Source organism: Sphingobium phenoxybenzoativorans (assembly GCF_018286635.1).
GTDB classification, from domain to species: domain Bacteria; phylum Pseudomonadota; class Alphaproteobacteria; order Sphingomonadales; family Sphingomonadaceae; genus Sphingobium; species Sphingobium phenoxybenzoativorans.
The window spans coordinates 2,708,982-2,727,753 of sequence record NZ_CP073910.1 but is presented as its reverse complement, the minus strand read 5'-3'; the positions used below and the strand labels follow the sequence as shown (position 1 = coordinate 2,727,753).

Below are 18,772 nucleotides of genomic sequence, written 5' to 3'. Positions count from 1 at the left end.
CCTGCAGTCACTTCTTCGGCAGCACATCTCCTTGGCTGCGAATATATTGCCGCACCGCCGCCAGTTCCTCGCCGCTAAACTCCTCGAACCTCGGCATGCCGTTGGTGACGAGCATCCCGTCCTTCACCACTGAGGCGAACAGGGCCGGGTCGAGCGGCACGGCCGAAGCGCGCAAATCCGGTGCCTGCCCCGCCGCAATGACGTCGACGCCATGGCAGACGGCGCAGTGGCGAGCAAAGACCAGCATGCCCTTGTCCGCCAGCGCCTTGTCCGGCGCATAGCCGGGGTCCGCCGCCGCAACGATCTTCACCGGATCGGATTTCGGGATAGTCGCCGTGCCGCCGATCGCGAAGGTCAGGATGCGCCGGGCCTGTGTGCGATAGTCGATATTGACCGGGAGCAGCGCACCGAAGGCCGCGCCGCTGGTGCCCATGCCGGTCAGCACGGTCACATATTGTTTGCCTTTCCAGGCATAGCTGATCGGCGGGGCCGTGACGGGGGCCTGCGCCGCGAATTGCCAGAGCGGCTTGCCATTGTCTGCCGCATAGGCGTTGAAGGTGCCGTCGATCCGTCCCTGAAACACCAGATTGCCGCCGGTCGTCAGGATGCCGCCATTCCACGGGCCGGGCGTCGATACGCTCCACACCTTGCGCTGGCGTACCGGGTCCCAGGCGAGGAGGGAGCTTGTGCCATTTTCCGGCCCGGCGTCCTTCACGACGAAGTTGGGGATCGCCGCGCCGTCGACGGCGTTGCCGGGGGCGCGGACCCAGTTTTTCTGGGTGATGCCGACATCATTATAGCTGGTCGCCATCTCGATCGCCGGGATGAACATCAGGCCGGCCTTCGGATTGAAGGCCATGGGCAGCCAGGTATGCGCGCCGACCGGGCCGGGCCACATGGTGAAGGTCTTGCCGTCCGGGTAGCGGGCGTCAGGATTCTCGATGGGGCGGCCGGTCTTGCGGTCGATGCCCTTCGCCCAGCTTACCTTCACGATCGGTTCGGCGCTGATCAGCTTTCCGTTGGTGCGGTCGATGACGTAGAAGAAGCCGTTCTTGGGCGCGGTCATCAGAACCTTGCGCGGCTTGCCGTCGATCTGGAGGTCGGCAAGCGCCATATCCATCGAGGCATTATAGTCCCAGCTTTCGCCGGGATTGACCTGATAGTGCCATTTATATGCGCCGCTATTGGCGTCGAGCGCCACCACTGAGGCCAGGAACAGATTGTCGCCCTTGCCCGAACTGCGCACCTTGTGGTTCCAGGGCGAGCCATTGCCGACGCCCAGGATGATGGAGCCGGTTGTCGGGTCATAGGTCATGGCGTTCCACACGGTGCCGCCGCCGCCATAGGTCCACCATTTGCCCGCCCATGTCCGGGCGGCCATCTCCATCGCCTTGTTCTCGAAACCGTCCGCCGGATTGCCGGGCACGGTATGGAAGCGCCAGAGCTGCTTGCCGGTGGCGGCGTCATAGGTGGTCACATAGCCGCGCACGGCGCTGACATCGCCGCCGCCGAAGCCAATGATGACCTTGCCGTCGAAATAACGGGGCGGACCGCTGATGAAGCTGGCATTGTCCAGCGGCAGGGTGCGGGCGGTCCATGCCGGCTTGCCGGTCGCGGCGTCGAGCGCGACGAGGCGGCCGTCATGGGTGCCGACGAAGATGCGGCCCTGCCCATAGGCGATGCCGCGAATACCCCAGCCCTGCCGTAGCTTCCGCCCGGCCAGTTCAGCCGCCTTCGAATCATATTCCCATTTGAGCGCGCCGGTGACGGCATCGATGGCGCGGACGACGCTGTAACCGGTGGCGGCATATAGCACGCCATTGATGGCGAGCGGGGCAGATACGGAATTTTGCGGCGGCAGGTCCATCGACCATTGCAGACCGAGCTTCGCCACGGTGCCGTCATTAATCGCGTCCAGCGGGCTGTAATGCTGTTCGCCCGATGTCCGGCCGAAACCCGTCCAGTTGTTGGGATCGTCCGATGCGCCCACATCGTCCAGCACAGCCTGGGCGGCGGGAGAGGAGGGCTGGCCGCAGGAAGCAAGGGCCGCGGAAACCCCGGCCGCGCACAGCAGCCATCGCCATTTCGCCTGCATCCGCATGCCGCAATCCCCTCATCCTTATCGGCCGGGTCTAGCCGGATGCGGGTCTGCCATCGCCTCTCAAAGCTGTTAGCTGCGCTTGTGCGCCAACCGGTCCATCCTGTTCGCCATGGAAGCCCGATGGGCGAGGAGCGGATGATGAAAGCGGGCCGGATCGTCCAGAATGCCTATGTCGTTCGCGATCTGGATGCGGCGTGCGCGCAATGGCATCGCATGACCGGCATCGGCCCCTTTGTCGGCGGCGTGGAGGTGGTGCTGGACCAGCATCATTATCGCGGGCGTCCGGCCGATCCGATCCGGCTGCGCGGCGTGTTCGTCCAGTCGGGCGGCCTGAATATCGAACTTATCCAGCTATTGTCCGATGGCCCCTGCGCCTTTCGCGACATGTTTCCGGGCGACGCGGAGGGAATGCACCACAGCGCCATGTTCTGCGACGATTATGCGGCGGAACGGGACCGCTGGTCAGCGGCGGGCTATCCGGTGGTCAGCGAATTTACGACCGGATTTGGCGTCAGCATATGCTACATCGACACGCGCCCGCTGTTCGGCCATTTCCTTGAACTCTATCCCGAAGACCCGATCATCCGGGGCATGTACCGGCAGACTGTGGAGGAAGCGGAAGGCTGGGAAGGGAAGCAACTGATCGTGCCCTGGCGCTGAGCGGCCGAAAATTCAATGGAACTGGAGAGGTGTTACCGATGATCAACCTGCAGCGTACCCACCATATCGGCATGGCCGTCGCCGACATAGAGAAGGCGCAGGAGCAGATCGGCGCGGCGCTGGGGCTGACCTTCGCGCCGGTCCGCAATTTCAATCCGCTGCCCTTCTGGACGCCGGAAAAGGGCAAGCATGAGGTGAATGTGTTCGCGACCTATTCGATCGAGGGGCCGACCCGGATCGAGCTGGTGCAGGGTACGGGCGATTTCTATCATCCCGACCGTTCGCCGGACGCCCGGCATATCGGCGTGTGGGTCGATGACCTGACGGCCGAGGCGGAACGGCTGACGGCGCAAGGGTGGACGACCATCGCCTCGGCCGACGCGCCGGAAAATGGCTGGGGCGTGATCGCCTATCTCGCCCCGCCCATTCCGGGGCTGCTGGTGGAACTGGTGTCGACGGCGTTGAAGCCGGTGATCGACAAATGGCTGGGTGATGCCTAACCGCTTCCGTTCGCCTTGAGTTTGTCGAAAGGCTGTCCTTCTCCTCAAGGCAGGGCGGGGGCTTCGACAGGCTCAGCCGAACGGGGAGGGGAACTGGCAGGCAGCTATCACCCCAGGCTGATGGTGCGGACGGGATTGCTTCCGTCCCAGCCCGCCGCCGCCTTCTTCACGAAATCATAGAAGCCGGTGAGGGTGGGGACGCCCGCATAGAGTTCGATCATGTGGCCGTGGCGTTCCACCGCGTCCATCATCAGGAAGCGGAAGCCGTCATGCATCTCCGCCTCCAGCGCCGTAGGGAAACCGGCCGCCTCCATCCGCGCCCTGGCGGCGTCGAGATCGTCCACGATGATGGCGACATGGTGGAAGCCCTCCCGTCCTTCGCTGAACATGTCGCGGAAGGCGGAGGGGCCGGGATTATTCTGTTGCACAAATTCGATCATCAGCTCGCCCCATTGGCCATAGGCGGAGCTATGGTCGAGATGCGCCTCCACGCCGCGATGCAGGCAGCGGCGCAGCGGGATATTGTCCGCAACGAAATAGGGACCGGAACCGAAGGCGGCGGCATGGGCGGCAGCGGCGGCGCGGACATCCTGCACGAAATAGGCGACCTGCCGGATGGGCAGGCCGGAATAGCCAATAGGGATCATGACGCGCGCGCCGCAAGGATGGCGGGCAGGTCGGACTCATGCTCCTCCAGCACGAACATGCGGTTATGCGGCCGGTCGAACAGCCTCTCCTCATCGGCGGCGATTTCCGCCGCAACTTCCGGGTCCGCCAGCGCTTCCAACGTCCGGTCGAACGCGGCGCGGTCGGCGAACCAGATTTCCATCGCCACGTCATAGGGCTTGTCGGCCGGTTCCCCGTCGCCAGGCGAATGCAGGAAACGGCGGGCATAATGGATTGCGCGGCCGGCCAGATATTTCTCGCCGATGCGGGCGTGCACCCCCTCATATTGGCTGATGAACGCTTCCATGGAGAGGCCGGGCTTGCGCTTCAGCAGCGTCAGGGTCTTGAACATGTCCGCCTCTCCTTATGCCGTTATCCCTTGGATCGGCGGGGCGATCATTTCATGCGAGGCCGTAGCGTCAGCTATGACTTCTCGCAGGTCGGCGCGCAGCCGTCACGGCCCGACCTATGCTTTCTTTTAGGTTCTCCCCGACCCAAGCGGTGCCACACTGTAACGGCTGTCATAAACGACACCAAAGAATAGCGGCCACAAAGGCCATTGCATGAAAACCATGCAGAACGGGGAGAGGTTGAATGAACATCCATCGAGACGCCCGGATTCTATCTTCATTGGGCGCATTCGCCCTTTCAGCATTGATGTTTCCCGCCATGGCGCAGGAGGGACCGGCCGATGCAGCGGCCGTCGCTCCACAGGCAGGGGATGAGGCGACCGACGCGCAGATCCGCGACATCGTCGTCACCGCCCGCCGCCGCGACGAGACGTTACAGCAGACGCCGATCGCCATCACGGCCATCTCGCCCGCCCAGCTTGAATCCAAGGCGTCGATCAACATCGGCGATTTGCAGGGTGCGGCGCCGAACGTGCTGATTACCAACCAGAATAGCGGCGCTGCGGCGGCCAACGTGTCCATCCGCGGCCTGACCTTCGCGGATGTCGAGAAATCGTTCGAGCCGACCGTGGGCGTTGTTGTCGATGGCGTGTTCATCGGCACCAGCACCGGCCAGTTCTTCGACTTTTTCGACATCAGCCAGATCGAGGTGCTGCGCGGACCGCAAGGCACGCTGTTCGGCCGCAACACGATTGGCGGCGTCATCAACATCCGCCGCACCCGCCCGACCGGCGAGTTCGGCGGCAAGTTCGAATTCAGCTACGGCAATTACGACACATGGGCGGGCCGCGCGGTCGTCAACGTGCCGATCATTGATGGCGTGCTGGCGGCCAAGGCCTTCTATTTCCACAATCAGAGTGACGGCTACTACCGCAACGGCATTACCGGCCGGCGTGTGGGCGCCAGCAATAACGAGAATTTCGGCGCGAGCTTCCTGTTGACGCCGAGCAGCAATTTCGACGCCTTGCTGACCCTGGAAAAGCAGGTGCAGGATTTCGATCCGGTCAATTCCAACATCAGCCAGACGGGCGAGGTATTCTGCGCTTTCGAACCGGCCGACCAGTGCAACCGGAACACGACCACCGATCTCTACACTGTGTTCAACAGCCCGGCCCATTCCAACTACAAGGCTCCGGCCGCCACGCTGGAAATGAACCTGGATCTGGGCGGTGTGAAGCTGACCTCCATCACCGGCTATCGCGAGGCGAAGGAAGCGCAGACTCAGGACTTCGATGCGTCCTCGTCCGACCTCTATTATGTGAACCGCGTCCAGAGTTTCCACCAGTTCAGCCAGGAACTGCGCGCGGCGGGAAAGATCAGCGACGGGTTCGACTATGTGGTCGGCGCCTTCTTCTACGACTCCAAATATAATCTGGTGCAGGAAACCCAGATTTTCGGCGCTCCGGCTCCGACGCAGGACGTGACGGGCACTTCGCAATCCTATGCCTTCTTCGGCGATTTCAACCTGCAACTTATGGATCAGGTACGCCTGTCGTTCGGCGGCCGCTGGACGCATGACAAGAAGACCAACGAGAATTTTGTTGCGCCGGACCAGTTCCCCAAGGCGGGCTATTCGGGCAGCAAGTTCACGCCGAAGATCGGCCTCGATTATCGCCCAAGCGACGACCTGATGCTCTATGCCTCCTGGTCGCGGGGCTATCGTTCGGGCGGCCTGTCGGGGCGCGGGCAGACGCTGATCTCCTCCACCACGCCCTATGGCCCGGAAACGGTGGATTCCTATGAAGTCGGCCTGAAAAGCTCCTTCTTCGACAAGAAGATGCTGTTCAACATCGCCGGCTTCTACTCCGATTATCAGAGCCTGCAGCAGAACACGACGATCCCCATTTCCGGCGGCATCGGCAATGAGACAGTTGTGACCAATGTCGGCTCCGCGACGATCAAGGGCATAGAGGCTGAACTGACGGCCAAGCCCGTGCCCGGCCTGACACTTACCGGATCGCTTGGCTTGCTGCGGTCGAAATTCAAGGGCTTCATCACCCAGGCGCCGGTGGGCGGGGTGCTGACCACCTTCGACTATTCGGCAAACAACCTGATCTACAACCCGCGCGAGACCTTCTCGGTGACGGCGGATTACACGGTGCCCGTCGGCTTCGGCGAAGCGAAGTTCAACGTCAGCTACCGGAATATCGCGCCCTATGATCAGCAAATCTCGCTGGGGCCGACGACGGTCGACGCCAATGGCGTGGTGATCGTGAATGGCAATGATCCACGCGTGCGGTCCGACCGGCAGGGCTTGCTCGACGCCAGCGCATCGCTGGTCTTTGACCTGAACGGGCACAAGGCGCGGATCACCGCCTATGGCCGCAACCTGGCCGACGATCGCGGCCCGACGGCGGCGTTCACGGTGGCCGGGCTGTTCTCCTTCGCCTCGGCGCGGGAACCCCGCAGCTACGGTCTGCAACTGGGCTTTGAATTCTAGGACGCTTCATTTCCCCTTTGAAGTTCCTCCCTTGACCCCGCCGTCTCCGGCGGGGTCTCTTTTTTGGGGAGTTGAAGGAGCGGGGAGTATGAAAAGAAAAGGGCGGCGCTCCTAATGGGAGTGCCGCCCTATCTATTTCGGACCGGAACGTGCTCCTGCGAAAGCAGGAGTCCAGTCCCGCCCTCTGAACTGGTTTCCTGCTTTCGCAGGAACACGCCCAAAGAGCGGGCTTAGCCTGGCTATACGCTTTCCGTGGCCTTCCCGACGGCAGCGACATTCTCGCCCGCGGTCTTTCCGGCCAGATAACCGAACACCATGCCCGGCCCCAGCGTGCCGCCCGCACCGCCATAGGTCATGCCCATGGGCGACGCCATGACATTGCCTGCCGCGAACAGGCCGGGGATGGCCGCGCCATCCACGTCGAGTACGCGGGCGCGGGTGTCGGTCTGCGGCCCGCCCTTTGTGCCCAGGCATCCGCTTTTCACCTCGACCGCATAATAGGGGCCATCGCCCAGCGGCCCCAGCGTCGCGCGCTTGCTGCCGCGATGGGCGGGGTCGCCCCACCACAGGTCGTTGGCGCTTTCGCCCCGGCGGAAGTCCGGGTCCTCGCCAGCCTCGGCATAGGCGTTGAACGTCTTGACCGTCTTGCCAAGCTGCGCCGGATCGATGCCGACCCGCTCCGCCAGCCCCTCCAGCGTGTCGGCGCTCGGTATCCACTGCGGCGGACGAGCATCGCCGCCGAAGGAGTCGGGCAGGCCACCGACAAAGGGCCATTTGGCGTAGAAATCCTGGTTGAAGATCAGCCAGCAGGGCAGATTGCCATATTCGAAGCGGCTGACATCCTGCTCATGAAAAGCCGCGCCGAAGGCGTTGTAGTTGGACGCCTCATTGGTGAAGCGTTTGCCGTGGCGGTTGACCATCAGCGTGCCGGGCATGGTCCGTTCATAGGTGAGGAGCTGACGCCCCATCGGGTTGATCTCGGTCGGCACTTCGATCACCGGCATCCACCACGCCTCGCGCATATTGCCGAGCATCGCGCCGGCGCGCATCGCCATTTTCAGGCCGTCGCCGGTATTGGTCTTGATCGAGACCGGATGGGTCAGGGGACCGCGCGTAAAGGCGCGGATCATGTCCTTGTTCCATTCAAAGCCGCCGGTGGCGAGGATGACCTGCCCGGCTCTGACGGTGAAGGGACCGTCCGGTCCTTCAAAGCGGACGCCCGCGACCGCGCCATCCTCGATCACCAGTTCAAGCGCGCGGCTCTCCGTATGCGGCTCGATCCCGCGGTCGAGGCAGCCCTTCAGCAACCGGCCGATCAGGGCCAGGCCCATGCCGCGCTCATCATTGCGGCGGCGCTGCTCCTTCACCTCCGGCGGGGCGGGGGTGGGGACAGGCTTGCCCAGCGTGGTCTCGCCGATGGTGAAGGTGAAGTCGGGATAATAGGGCGATGTGCCGACCCGGTCCTTCCACGCGCCAAGCTCGCCATAGGGGTAGGTCGGGCATTCCAGCGTGCGTCCGCCCTCCGGCATGCCGCCCGGAAATTCCGGGTGATAGTCCGGGAAGTCGGGGATCGCGTAAAATTCGACCGGAGTGCGAGCCTCCAGGAAATGGATCATCTCCGGCCCGGTGTCGATATAGGCCTCGGCCATCGCCGGATCGATCATGCCGTGGGAAAGCGACATGAGGTAGGTCAGCGCCTTTTCCCGGCTGTCCTCCTTCCCCTCGGCAAGTTCATGCGGATTATTGGGAATCCATATCTGGCCGCCCGACCAGGCGCTGGTGCCGCCGACCGTCTCGGCCTTCTCAAAGACGCCGACCCTTGCGCCGCCTTCATGGGCGGTGATGGCGGCGGTAAGGCCCGCCGCCCCCGTGCCCAGGACAATCACGTCATAGTCGTTCATTGCATCCCTCCAGATGGTGCGCCGTTGCGGCGATCTTCGATGATCAGGTCGGACGCCCGCCAGCCGACGGCCATGGCGGGCGCATTGGTGTTGCCCGAAACCGGGCTTGGCATGATCGAGCAGTCGACGACGCGCAGGCCGTCGACGCCGCGCACCCGCAGCCGTTCGTCGACCACGGCGCGATTGTCATTGCCCATGCGGCAGGTCGCCACCGCATGCGTGCCGCAGAGCGAAAGGCGGCGGAAGGCGCGCAATATATCCGCGTCGCTTTCACATTGCGCGCCGGGCACCAGTTCCTCGCCGACATAGGGGGCGATGGCGGGCTGGCGCATATAGGTGCGCATGTAGCGGACCATGGCCACGGCGGCATGCTGGTCCTCTGCCGTTTGCAGCCAGTTGGGCGTGATGGCGAGGGCCGCGTCTGGGTCCGGTGAGGTGATGGCGACATCCCCCTCGCTGGTGAGCCGCAGAAGCTGGCCATAGATGGTGAGGCCGGGCACCCGCTCGACATCGGCGAGCGGCACCGGGAAATTGTCGTCCCCGCGCGCAAAGGTGAACGCGCCCATGTAAAGCTGCGCGTCGGGCCGGTCGACCTGCGGCTCGGTGCGCACGAATGCGCCGACCTCGAACGGACCGGTGGCGAGCGGGCCGGTGCGGGTCGTGTAGTAGCGCAGCACGCTGACGGCGAGGCCAAGCCCGTGGAAATGATGATTGATGCCGCGATCCTTGACGAGGCGGTAGGGCAGGGAGAAGCCCAGATGCTCACGCATGCGGCGGCCGACATCGGGGCTTTCGGCGATAGGCGCAATGCCAAGGGCGCGCAGGCCCTCCGGGTCGCCGATGCCCGAAAGCTGCAGCAGCTTGGGGCTGAGTAAGGTTCCGGCCGACAGGATAACCTCGCCCTGGGCGCGATAGTCTATCCGCTGGCCATTCACGCGCGCGGCGACTCCGGTTACGCGCTTGCCTTCGAATAGCACCCGGTCAACCAGGGCGCCGGTGACGATGCGCAGGTTCGGGCGGCTTCGCGCGGGATTGAGGAAAGCGACGGCGGCGCTCTGCCGTTTGCCGCGCTTGATATTGTGGGGGTAGTAGCCGACCCCTTCCTGATCCTCCCGGTTTAGGTCCTCCTTGCGGGTCAGGCCCATCTGCTCGCCCGCCTTGATCAGCGCCTCCGCCACGGGATAGCGGAAGGTGCCGGTGGTGACATGGACAGGACCGCCCGCGCCGCGCTGCTCGTCCGCGCCCAGCGCATGATCCTCTATGGCGATGAAGGCTTTCTTCATCTCGGCCCAGCCCCAGCCTGTGCCGCCGCGCGCTTCCCAATCGTCATAATCCTCCGGTTGGCCCCGGATATAGATCATGCCATTGATGGAGCTTGACCCGCCCAGCCCACGGCCCCGCACCCACATTTCGGATGGAGCCATGCCCTCCTCGCGGGGCTGCTGTATGGCGAAATGCCAGGCATGTCTGGGGTCCAGCACCAGCTTGCCCAGGCCCTTGGGCATGTGGATCAGCGGGCTTGTGTCCGGCCCGCCCGCTTCCAGCAGCAGGACGCGGACCGATGGATCGGCGGAAAGGCCGTTCGCCAGCACGCAACCGGCGGACCCGGCGCCGACGATGATATAGTCGTAAACCTCGCTCACAGGGCGCGCCGCCCGGTTGCATTATGCCCGAAATCCGCCATATCCACCTCCTTCCAGTCACTTGCCGGTTCCATTCACGCGCGGACTCCGGCATTTGTAACGGATGTTATATTGATGGCCCCGGCGGCAAAGCTGGGGCTTGTGATAGGTGGTTACCGACAGTCCATGCCTCCCCCCGTCGACCATGAAGCCAGAAGGCGGCATATCGCCGAAATCGCGGCGGACCTGATCGCGGAGGGCGGTCTCGACCAGGCGACCGTGCGCAAGGTGTCGGCCGCGGCGGGATATAGCACGGCGGTCGTCAGCCACTATTTCGCGGACAAGCGTGAGCTTCTGTTGCTGGCATACCGCGCGGCGGCGCAGGAGACGCAGCGGCGGTTCGACGCGGCGCGCGCCAAAGACCCTCGCGATCTTACCGGCGCGCTGGAGGCTTTTCTGCCCATCGATGCGCAAAGCGCGCGGGCGTGGCGGGTCTATTTCGCTTTCTGGAGCGTCACCGCCAGCGACCCGGAACTGGCCGCCGAACAGAAATGGTGGCTGGCGAACGCCCGGCGGATCATCGGGGAAACCGTCCGCGACCGGTTCGGCATGCGGGACGATCTGGAGATGTGCGCCCAGTCGCTGCTGATCATGATGCAGGGGCTGGCGGTGCAGGCCGTGTTCGATCAGGATCAATGGACGGCGGACAAGCAGCACGCCTTTCTGGAAACGCAGGTCCGGCTGATCACTGGCGAGGCGCAAAACCAGTAATAGTGAGAGGCGTTGCCGCACGCATATGCGCCTAATCTGTCCCTCCCTTCGGAGAGGAGAGCAGAGCGATGGGCCAGCCCGAAAAACATCCGCTGACGATTGACGGGCGGGAGGCGTCCAACCTGCGCGGCGACCCGATCACCGGGGACCGCTATACCTCCAAAGAGTTCATGCAGCGTGAGTGGGACCATATGTGGACCCGCATCTGGCATGTCGCCGGGCGCACGGCGGAGCTGGAGGAGCCGGGCGACTATATCGTCCACGACTTCATGAATGAGAGCGTCTTTTGCGTGGCCCAGGAGGACGGGTCGATTAAGGCCTTCTATAATAGCTGCCGGCATCGCGGCATGCGGCTGGTCAATGACAGCGCGGCGTCGGACAGTTTCCAGTGCCCTTATCATGGCTGGATATGGGGCAAGGACGGCGTGCTCGCCTATGCGCAGGACTCGCATGACTTCCCGCAGGGCGACCCGTGCGGCAAGCTAAAGCTCAAGGAGCTGCGCTGCGCCACCTGGGGCGGGTTCGTCTGGTATACGATGGACGAGAATGCGCCGGAGCTGCTCGATTTCCTCTCGCCGATCCCCGAAATCTACAAAAATTACCCGATGGATACGGCGGTCCGGGTCTATTGGCTGAAGGTTGACCTCAACACCAACTGGAAGTTCGCGACCGACAATTTCTCCGAAAGCTACCACACCCGCACCGCGCATCCGCAGGTGCCGCCATGGATAGACCAGGATGTCGATACCGCCCGGCATGAAATGTACCCGAATGGCCATGGCCGCACGGTTCAGCCGATGCGCCCCTCGCTGACCGATCGCCTGCCCGACGGCGTGCCGCATCCCTTCGACTATTTCCTGCGCCAGTGGGACATCGATCCCGAAAGCTATCCCGACTATGAGACCAAGGCGATGCAGGGGTGGCTGGACCTGAAGGCGGCCAAGCGGCGGCTGTGGAAGGAGCGGGGCTATGTCCATTACGAGCATATGGACGATGAGCAGATCACTGACAGCCCGCACACGGTGATGTTCCCCAACGTCACCATATCCTTCCTGCCGGACAATCTGGTGTTCTTCCGCACCGAACCGCATGCCACGGACCCCAACAAGTGTACGTTCGACCTGTGGTGCATGGCCTTCCCCGTCGCCGGGCAGACGGAAGTGGAATCGATCATGGCGGGGCCGCAGCCGCTGCGCGAGGCGGAGATGCAGCACCGGATATTCGACGACGGCCGCGGCGTGCCCGAAATCGAAGGGCAGATCGTGTATCAGGACATGATGCTGGCGGAGGGCATGCAGCGCGGCATGCATTCACGCGGCTATGAGGACGCTTATCTGACCGGGCAAGAAACCCGCGTCCGCTTCTTCCATGAAGTCCTCAATGATTATCTGGAAGGGCGAAGATAAGGAGAGGCGCGACCCTCCGGGATGATGGTTACAGGTTGCGGGCATGATATTATCGCTGTGCGCAGCCTTCTTCCCGCGCCATTGCGCTTAATGCGCACAGGGCGGCGAGGCCCCCAAGCGCCAGACTGAACGCGACATTCCCCATCGCCCCAACGGCGAGCATGGCCATATCCATGGCTTTTTCTCCATTCGTTTAAACGCAAATTGCGTGGTTGCGCCCCCGCGCTCCTACGGCTTTGCCGGAAGCCTGCCGGTGTCTGTCCCCCTTTGCTTCCTGTCCCCAATGGTGCGGCGCGGGAGCGGAGCGGTCCATCGGGCGGCGGCGAACGGAGGCTGCCAAGAGGCAGGACGAATGGGTGAATCCGGCGCTTACTGTTGCAGGCCGCATAGTTCCGTTTCGGAGTGAACGGACTTAAATTGCTGTTTACTCAAGGAAAATGGAAATGCGATTCGTTCGCGGTCCTCTGGGGTGCGCCGCGTTAAGCATTTTCATCCGGCCATGATGCATGTTCGTCGCGGAATGTGCGTCCCGGTCGCTTCCCGCACCGCGATTGTCGCAATGGAGAGGCATCTGCGTCCGAAAGGGCAAATAGCGCCTCCACCGCCCGATGAGGCGCAGATGATGGGAAGGAGCGACAGATGACCGGCAATTATTTCCGCACCGCGATGACGACTCTGGCTGGCCTGTACGTCACGACGATGTTGCTGGCGGCCGCCTGTTCAACGTCCGGCCTGGGGCATGGCGTTCTCGCCTGACAGCGGCGGCTTGGCCAGGCCAAGCGCCTGTTCGATGGACGCCGTATAGCTTGGGCCCACCGTGACATTGGTCGAATCCCGCAGGATCAGGGTGACGCTGCGGCCCGCCCGCCGGATTTCCATCACCCGGTCGGGCTGGACGAAAGCCGATCTGTGCACGCGCACGAAAGAGGTGCCGGCCAGCTTCTCCTCCAGGGCCGACATGGTGGTGCGCAGCATATGGCTCCGCACGTCGGTATGCAGCAGGACATAGTCCCGCGCAGCCTCTATCCAGTCGATCGTGCCGATCGGCACGCGCCGGTGGCCATGGCGTTCCGGCACCCAAATTTCCGCGCTGTCATGCGATCCGGCGCCATGGGCGCGCAGCTCCCGCAACTCCTCCTCCAGCATTCCCGCGCGGGCGGCCTGATCGCGCAGATCCCGGCGGCGGCGCGCGCGCTCCACGGCGTGACGCAGCCGGTCGAACCGGACGGGTTTCAGCAGATAGTCGGCGGCGTCTACTTCAAACGCATCGGGCGCATAATGTTCATGGGCAGTGACGAACACCACCTCCGGCCGCGGCTCCAGCGTAATGTCGCCGGCAATGCGCAGGCCGTTGCGGCCCGGCATCTGCACGTCCAGGATCACCAGGTCGGGCCGCAATTCGCCCATCATCTCCAGGGCGGTCGCCCCGTCGCGCGCCTGGCCGACGACTTCCACGCCCTCGATGTCCGCGAACAATGTCCGCAGCCTGTCGAGCGCAAGGCTCTCATCATCCACCAGAAAAACGCGCATGTCCCCAACTCCGGCGGGCGGCGCGAGAGCGAGTCTCTACGCGGCCCAACAGAAATGGTTACTCCATAACAATGAACGCGCCAATGGCCTGCGCCAATGGCCTATCAGATGGGGATATGGATCGCTGCGAGGAAACCGCGGTCCAGCGCGCGCGCAGTAAGGGAGGAGCGCTTGCCATATACCGCCTCAAGCCGGTGCCGGACATTGTTCAGGCCCACGCTGGCGCCGACGGTCGGCCCGCCATCGCCGGAAAAGCGCCCGTCATCCTCCACCGTAATGACGAGCTGGCCGCCGCTCACCCGACCGTCAATCTTCACGGTTACAGGCTCGCTCGACCGGCCGACGCCATATTTCACGGCATTCTCGACAAGCGGCTGAAGCAGGAAGCTGGGCACCCAGATGGCCGCCGCCTCGTCCGTGCAGGCGATGTCGATCGTCAGCCGCTCCTCGAAACGCACCTTCTCGATATCGAGATATTCCTCGATCAGGCCGAACTCATCCTCCAGCGGCACCAACTCGGTCGGGTCGGAGGCCAGCGAGGCGCGCAGGAAGCCCGAAAGCTTCTCCGTCATCTTCTCCGCCTCCGCATTGCGGTTGGTCACGATCATGGAGGAGATGGCGTTGAGCGTATTCAACAGGAAGTGGGGATTGAGCTGGAAGCGGAGCGCCGCAAGCTGTGCCTGCTGGGCCGCGAACTGGGCGTCCACCAGCTTCCGCGACTGGCTGAACTCGCGGCGGCGGGCGAAGGAAAGCTGGAACAGCGCCAGATTGACTGAGAATACGCAGATATAGTTGAACGCGGCGCCATAGGCGCGGCTGAGGTCGCGGGGCAGGGCATACCAGGCGCGCTCGACATTATTGGCCACCCAGCCGGTGAACATGATGTCGAAGGCGGTCTGCACGATCGCGGTCAGCACAACCATGCCGCCCAGGATCAGCGCGCGATACCGCAGGCTGAGGCCAATGGTGTTGCGGAACACCAGAAACAGGGGCGTCGCGAAGATCATGGAGACGAACACGGTCGATGCGTCGAGGCCGATGCTCCGCCAGCCCTCGCCATTATGACGGTCGATCAGGACGGGCAGATAGATCACGGCGACGAACAGCCACAGCGCCACTGTGAGCTGGACTGCCTCTAACGGGCGCGCATCTTCTCTGGAGCCGGACATGTCGGCAATGTTTCCCGCTCCGTCCAATGCGTCAAGCAGGCGAAACGGCCTGCCCTTGACGGTCAGCGGTATATTTTCAGTCATCCGGTCGCGTCCCGATATTCTTGGCTTACCCTCTTTTTATCCAGATGGGCGGACGGGGACAGGCGCAAGGGATCAACATGCCATCCAGTGCGACCAAGTTACGGAAAAATGGCGGATAACAGCCATTGTCGGGTTGGCCCCGGCGGGCGCGGCTAATCTCTGCGACGAACATGTCGGACCTATCGACGAAAACGCATCGCGGCCCTTCCGGTGAGGCGTCATGTGGCCTAGCTAGAGCGTGCGACCCGAAGGGCTCTGGTTTTCCAGGCTCTTTCACTTTACGGCCTGGCCAGCACCCGCTGACCAGGCCGTTTTTTCATATTCCGGGGTTTATTCAGCACCTTGCCGGAAGGCGGCAGTCCGCCGCCGCCAGCCGGGCATAGTGGCGCGCAAGCATGCGGTGCGCCATTTCAGTGACATGATCGACGGCCGCCTCGGCCGCTTTCAGTTCCGCTTTCCACAAGGCGATGAACCTGCTCGGTTTGCGCATGGTCATGTGACACCCTCCTGTTTGGGCCTCCTGTTCGGGCTGATGCAGCATCTTAAGAATCGGGTGCGGTGGCAAGCGGGTCAGCTTCTGTTAATCGTGATCTCCATGGCGTCCGGCGCATCTTGCCCAAAAGGCGCGGCGGACGGAAAGCGGCCAGCATAATCCTTCCATTTTCGATCAAACACCGGACGCGCGGCTAATCTTTTCATAATCGTGGTCCAGCTAATGGAGCCGGGCCGCGATATGGGCGGCGTGATGGGCGGCAGGGCGATAGACGCTCCGGCCGCCGGCTTGGGCGGGCATGTCTTTGATGGTTCAGAAAGTCTGGTGTGTCGCGTTTCTCTTGCTGAGCGCTTGCGGAGCGGCAGAGAATGGCGGGCCTGTGCCGACGGCGTGCATGAAGCGCGGCGAATTTGGCACTGTGACGTCTGTGCAATCCGTGCCGCGCCGCTATCATCCGCCTGGCGATAGCGCGGGCGATATCCACGTTACCATAAGGACCTATGTCAATTTCCGCATGGGTAACGGCGCGAGCCGCATATGCGAATCTTCCGAAGGCGCAACGGCGCTGTCCCAGGGCGACAGGCTATAAGCGGCACATGGACCGGCTCGTCTCGATGCCGACCAAAGGTGGAACTCTGCTCGGAAAGAAGATGGCCGCCCGATTCGACGCTTCATCCGCCGATGCGCTTTATAAGAAGCTCCGGGAGAAGGGTGAACGCGACGCCTCCTATGCCATGCAGGTGTGCCGCCTTGTCTGGCGCTGGGCTGTCCGACACCACAAGATCACTGGCGTGAAAGAGAACCCGTTCGCGGGCATGGGCATCAAGAGCGTGTCGCTCAAAGGCAACCGAGAGACGAGCCGCGAGGAGTACGACCTCTACCGCAAGACCGCCCGCGCCATGGGCTACCAGAGCATGGCAACGGCGGCCGCCCTGTGCTTCGAATGCTGCCAGCGGGTCTGGGATGTTTTCGGGCTGAAGGACGACGACGGTGAGGAGCACGCCGGCATACCGTGGGAGAATTATCAGCCGGGCAAGGCAATCAGCGTCATTCAATCCAAGACCGGCAACCCCGTGTGGCTCGAACTGACGACGGACGTGCCGGCCGAAGGCGGCGGGACTGAATCGGCGGCGCTGTATCCTGAGCTCGAGGAAGAGCTCGAGGCCTGGGCCGCCAAAGCGCGTCGCGGCGCCGATGGTAACCTAACTGGGATCATCATACGGGAAGAGCGGAACGGCGAAAAGTACAAGCACCGCCGCATGTCGAAGGTGCATCGCGAGATCTGTGATGAGGCAGGCCTTCCTACGGACATGACCTTCACCGGCTTCCGGCACGGCGGCATCACGGAGATCGGCGCCTCAGGGGAAGCGGACGTCCGCCCGATTTCCGGCCACAAGACGCTCGCCGTCACGGCGATCTATAATAAGGCGACCGCTGAAAAGGGCAGAAGAATCGCCCTCAAACGGCGTGAGCATATCGAGAAATTGATCGATAAGAATGAGGATTTGTCGGAATGACATGTTGGAATGGATTCGGAACGACACAGCTCTCCCGTTCTCAGAAGCGCGGTTTTCTGCGGGTCTCCGGTGGTGAGCCCTGCTGGATTCGAACCAGCGACCTACTGATTAAAAGTCAGTTGCTCTACCGACTGAGCTAAGGGCCCACGTGCGCCGGGTTGCGCCGGGCGATGCGGTAATGGGCACCTAGAGACGCTTGCCGGTGCGGTCAACCGGCTTTGACCGGCTTGTGCGCGCAAGAATGTGCCGGATCGTAAGGCCGGTGGCCGGATCGCGCCATGCCGGAGCGATTTGGGCGAGGGGGGCGAGGACGAAGCGCCGTTCCCGAAAGGCGCGGTGGGGCACCTGAAGCGTCCGGCTCGCCCACGCGCCGCCGGACCACAGAATGATGTCGAGATCGAGCGTGCGCGCGCCCCAGCGGCGTCCCCCGCGGCGGCCGAAACGCCGCTCGAGCGCCTTGAGATGGGCCAGCAGCGCAGGCGGCGGAAGGTCCGCCTCCACGATCGCCGCGGCGTTGATATAGAGACGCTGGGAAGGCCCCAGCGGCCGGGAGGTCATGAGCGGGGAGATCGCAATCAGGCGCAGCGGCGGCTGGCCGAGCGCCTGCGCCGCCGCCGCCGCCAGCGCGCGGGGCGGCAGGCTGGCCGACAGGGGGCGATTGGAGCCGAGGGCGAGGGCGTATCTTGCGCGGGTCACGTCCGAGCGCCTATCGCCTGGCCATGCTTATGGAAAGTCCGTTGCCGACCACTGAACCGCCGCATGACTGCCCGCGATGCGAACGGCTGGTCGCCTATCGCCATGCGTGCCGGGCCGAGTTTCCCGATTGGTGGAATGCGCCTGTCCCGGCCTTTGGCGACCCGGAGGCGCGGATCGCCATCGTTGGCCTTGCGCCGGGCAAGCATGGCGCGAACCGGACCGGACGGCCCTTCACCGGGGATTATGCGGGCGACCTGCTGTTCGCGACCCTGTCGAAATACGGGCTGTCCAGCGGCAGCTATGACGCGCGGGTGGATGATGGCCTGGCCCTGCGGGACATCATCATCGTCAATTCGGTGAAATGCCTCCCGCCGCAGAACAAACCGACGCCGGAGGAGGTGCGCAATTGCCGCCCGTTCCTGAACGACGCCGTGAAGGCGCTGCCCAATGCGCGGATATTTATCGCGCTGGGCCAGATCGCGCATCAGTCCGCGGTGAAGGTGCTGGGTGGGCGGCTGCCCAAATGCCGCTTCGCGCATCTGGCCGAACATCGCATGCCGGACGGGCGGATGCTGATCGATAGCTATCACTGCTCGCGCTACAATACGAACACAGGGCGACTGACCGCGCCGATGTTCGAGGCGGTGTTCGCGCGGGCGCTGGAGTTGGTGGGGTAGGATTGTTCTGATCGGCTGGAGAAACAGCGTGCTCCTGCGAAAGCAGGAGCCCAGACCTGACCTCCGAACTGGGCTCCTGCTTTCGCAGGAGCACGCCTCCGCCCGAACAGGAAATTCTTTCCAGACCCG

At 63.5% G+C, this 18,772-nt stretch carries 17 protein-coding genes and 1 tRNA gene; 7 read left to right on the top strand and 11 right to left on the bottom strand.

Annotation, left to right across the window (positions count from 1 at the left end):
* Window positions 1-7: 7 nt before the first annotated feature.
* Window positions 8-2,101: a PQQ-dependent dehydrogenase, methanol/ethanol family gene (locus KFK14_RS13445; protein WP_246524624.1), complete on the bottom strand. Its 2,094-nt coding sequence runs from the start codon at window positions 2,099-2,101 to the stop codon at window positions 8-10.
* Window positions 2,102-2,221: 120 nt separating this feature from the next.
* Here KFK14_RS13445 and KFK14_RS13440 point away from each other — a divergent pair, with 120 nt between their 5' ends.
* On the top strand, window positions 2,222-2,761 hold the full coding sequence (locus KFK14_RS13440) for a VOC family protein (RefSeq protein WP_212608028.1): 540 nt from the start codon (window positions 2,222-2,224) through the stop codon (window positions 2,759-2,761).
* Window positions 2,762-2,799: 38 nt separating this feature from the next.
* Window positions 2,800-3,261, top strand: coding sequence for a VOC family protein (locus tag KFK14_RS13435; RefSeq protein ID WP_070157212.1), 462 nt, complete (start codon window positions 2,800-2,802; stop codon window positions 3,259-3,261).
* 107 nt (window positions 3,262-3,368) lie between these two features.
* Here KFK14_RS13435 and KFK14_RS13430 read toward each other — a convergent pair whose 3' ends face one another.
* Both KFK14_RS13430 and KFK14_RS13425 read right to left on the bottom strand, forming a co-directional pair.
* On the bottom strand, window positions 3,369-3,908 hold the full coding sequence (locus KFK14_RS13430) for a VOC family protein (protein ID WP_212608027.1): 540 nt from the start codon (window positions 3,906-3,908) through the stop codon (window positions 3,369-3,371).
* Window positions 3,905-4,279 (bottom strand): EthD domain-containing protein, encoded by a 375-nt coding sequence (locus tag KFK14_RS13425; RefSeq protein ID WP_212608026.1) that lies wholly within the window; start codon window positions 4,277-4,279, stop codon window positions 3,905-3,907. The genes KFK14_RS13430 and KFK14_RS13425 overlap by 4 nt, the downstream gene beginning before the upstream one ends.
* 242 nt (window positions 4,280-4,521) lie before the next feature.
* Between KFK14_RS13425 and KFK14_RS13420 the strand changes: the two genes are divergently transcribed.
* On the top strand, window positions 4,522-6,777 hold the full coding sequence (locus tag KFK14_RS13420; RefSeq protein ID WP_212608025.1) for a TonB-dependent receptor: 2,256 nt from the start codon (window positions 4,522-4,524) through the stop codon (window positions 6,775-6,777).
* Between the two features lie 239 nt (window positions 6,778-7,016).
* Here the strand turns inward: KFK14_RS13420 and KFK14_RS13415 are convergent, their stop codons facing one another.
* Window positions 7,017-8,678, bottom strand: a complete 1,662-nt coding sequence (locus KFK14_RS13415; RefSeq protein ID WP_212608024.1) for an FAD-dependent oxidoreductase — start codon at window positions 8,676-8,678, stop codon at window positions 7,017-7,019.
* Entirely contained in the window at window positions 8,675-10,321 is a 1,647-nt protein-coding gene (locus KFK14_RS13410; RefSeq protein ID WP_212608023.1) for a GMC family oxidoreductase, read from the bottom strand. Before KFK14_RS13410 ends, KFK14_RS13415 begins: the two co-directional genes overlap by 4 nt.
* 165 nt (window positions 10,322-10,486) lie before the next feature.
* Here KFK14_RS13410 and KFK14_RS13405 point away from each other — a divergent pair, with 165 nt between their 5' ends.
* A complete protein-coding gene (locus KFK14_RS13405) occupies window positions 10,487-11,071 on the top strand; it encodes a TetR/AcrR family transcriptional regulator (RefSeq protein ID WP_212608022.1) in 585 nt (194 codons plus the stop codon).
* Window positions 11,072-11,139: 68 nt separating this feature from the next.
* Complete coding sequence (locus KFK14_RS13400; RefSeq protein WP_212608021.1) at window positions 11,140-12,477, top strand: aromatic ring-hydroxylating oxygenase subunit alpha; 1,338 nt, start codon at window positions 11,140-11,142, stop codon at window positions 12,475-12,477.
* 49 nt (window positions 12,478-12,526) lie between these two features.
* Here KFK14_RS13400 and KFK14_RS24235 read toward each other — a convergent pair whose 3' ends face one another.
* From KFK14_RS24235 to KFK14_RS13385, 4 genes are all read right to left on the bottom strand, one after another.
* On the bottom strand, window positions 12,527-12,652 hold the full coding sequence (locus KFK14_RS24235) for a hypothetical protein (protein WP_281417150.1): 126 nt from the start codon (window positions 12,650-12,652) through the stop codon (window positions 12,527-12,529).
* Between the two features lie 545 nt (window positions 12,653-13,197).
* Window positions 13,198-14,007: a LytR/AlgR family response regulator transcription factor gene (locus KFK14_RS13395; protein WP_212608020.1), complete on the bottom strand. Its 810-nt coding sequence runs from the start codon at window positions 14,005-14,007 to the stop codon at window positions 13,198-13,200.
* Window positions 14,008-14,111: 104 nt separating this feature from the next.
* A complete protein-coding gene (locus KFK14_RS13390; protein WP_212608019.1) occupies window positions 14,112-15,260 on the bottom strand; it encodes a sensor histidine kinase in 1,149 nt (382 codons plus the stop codon).
* A gap of 334 nt (window positions 15,261-15,594) precedes the next feature.
* Window positions 15,595-15,756, bottom strand: a complete 162-nt coding sequence (locus KFK14_RS13385) for a hypothetical protein (RefSeq protein WP_171905910.1) — start codon at window positions 15,754-15,756, stop codon at window positions 15,595-15,597.
* Window positions 15,757-16,349: 593 nt separating this feature from the next.
* Between KFK14_RS13385 and KFK14_RS13380 the strand changes: the two genes are divergently transcribed.
* Window positions 16,350-17,270 (top strand): site-specific integrase, encoded by a 921-nt coding sequence (locus KFK14_RS13380; RefSeq protein ID WP_212608018.1) that lies wholly within the window; start codon window positions 16,350-16,352, stop codon window positions 17,268-17,270.
* Between the two features lie 70 nt (window positions 17,271-17,340).
* Here the strand turns inward: KFK14_RS13380 and KFK14_RS13375 are convergent.
* Together KFK14_RS13375 and folK are read right to left on the bottom strand one after the other, a co-directional pair.
* Window positions 17,341-17,416 (bottom strand) — tRNA-Lys (locus tag KFK14_RS13375).
* 40 nt (window positions 17,417-17,456) lie between these two features.
* A complete protein-coding gene (gene folK / locus KFK14_RS13370; protein WP_212608017.1) occupies window positions 17,457-17,966 on the bottom strand; it encodes a 2-amino-4-hydroxy-6-hydroxymethyldihydropteridine diphosphokinase in 510 nt (169 codons plus the stop codon).
* 23 nt (window positions 17,967-17,989) lie between these two features.
* Between folK and KFK14_RS13365 the strand changes: the two genes are divergently transcribed.
* A complete protein-coding gene (locus KFK14_RS13365) occupies window positions 17,990-18,643 on the top strand; it encodes a uracil-DNA glycosylase (protein WP_070157629.1) in 654 nt (217 codons plus the stop codon).
* Window positions 18,644-18,772 lie beyond the last annotated feature (129 nt).

Coding starts and splice junctions, on each gene's coding strand:
- KFK14_RS13445 (WP_246524624.1), bottom strand. CDS start 2,101: ATGCGGATGCAGGCGAAATGGCGATGGCTGCTGTGCGCGGCCGGGGTT.
- KFK14_RS13405 (WP_212608022.1), top strand. CDS start 10,487: ATGCCTCCCCCCGTCGACCATGAAGCCAGAAGGCGGCATATCGCCGAA.
- KFK14_RS13380 (WP_212608018.1), top strand. CDS start 16,350: ATGGACCGGCTCGTCTCGATGCCGACCAAAGGTGGAACTCTGCTCGGA.
- KFK14_RS13430 (WP_212608027.1), bottom strand. CDS start 3,908: ATGATCCCTATTGGCTATTCCGGCCTGCCCATCCGGCAGGTCGCCTAT.
- KFK14_RS13365 (WP_070157629.1), top strand. CDS start 17,990: ATGCTTATGGAAAGTCCGTTGCCGACCACTGAACCGCCGCATGACTGC.
- KFK14_RS13400 (WP_212608021.1), top strand. CDS start 11,140: ATGGGCCAGCCCGAAAAACATCCGCTGACGATTGACGGGCGGGAGGCG.
- KFK14_RS13425 (WP_212608026.1), bottom strand. CDS start 4,279: ATGTTCAAGACCCTGACGCTGCTGAAGCGCAAGCCCGGCCTCTCCATG.
- KFK14_RS13390 (WP_212608019.1), bottom strand. CDS start 15,260: ATGACTGAAAATATACCGCTGACCGTCAAGGGCAGGCCGTTTCGCCTG.
- KFK14_RS13440 (WP_212608028.1), top strand. CDS start 2,222: ATGGGCGAGGAGCGGATGATGAAAGCGGGCCGGATCGTCCAGAATGCC.
- KFK14_RS13415 (WP_212608024.1), bottom strand. CDS start 8,678: ATGAACGACTATGACGTGATTGTCCTGGGCACGGGGGCGGCGGGCCTT.
- KFK14_RS24235 (WP_281417150.1), bottom strand. CDS start 12,652: ATGGATATGGCCATGCTCGCCGTTGGGGCGATGGGGAATGTCGCGTTC.
- KFK14_RS13435 (WP_070157212.1), top strand. CDS start 2,800: ATGATCAACCTGCAGCGTACCCACCATATCGGCATGGCCGTCGCCGAC.
- KFK14_RS13420 (WP_212608025.1), top strand. CDS start 4,522: ATGAACATCCATCGAGACGCCCGGATTCTATCTTCATTGGGCGCATTC.
- KFK14_RS13385 (WP_171905910.1), bottom strand. CDS start 15,756: ATGACCATGCGCAAACCGAGCAGGTTCATCGCCTTGTGGAAAGCGGAA.
- KFK14_RS13395 (WP_212608020.1), bottom strand. CDS start 14,007: ATGCGCGTTTTTCTGGTGGATGATGAGAGCCTTGCGCTCGACAGGCTG.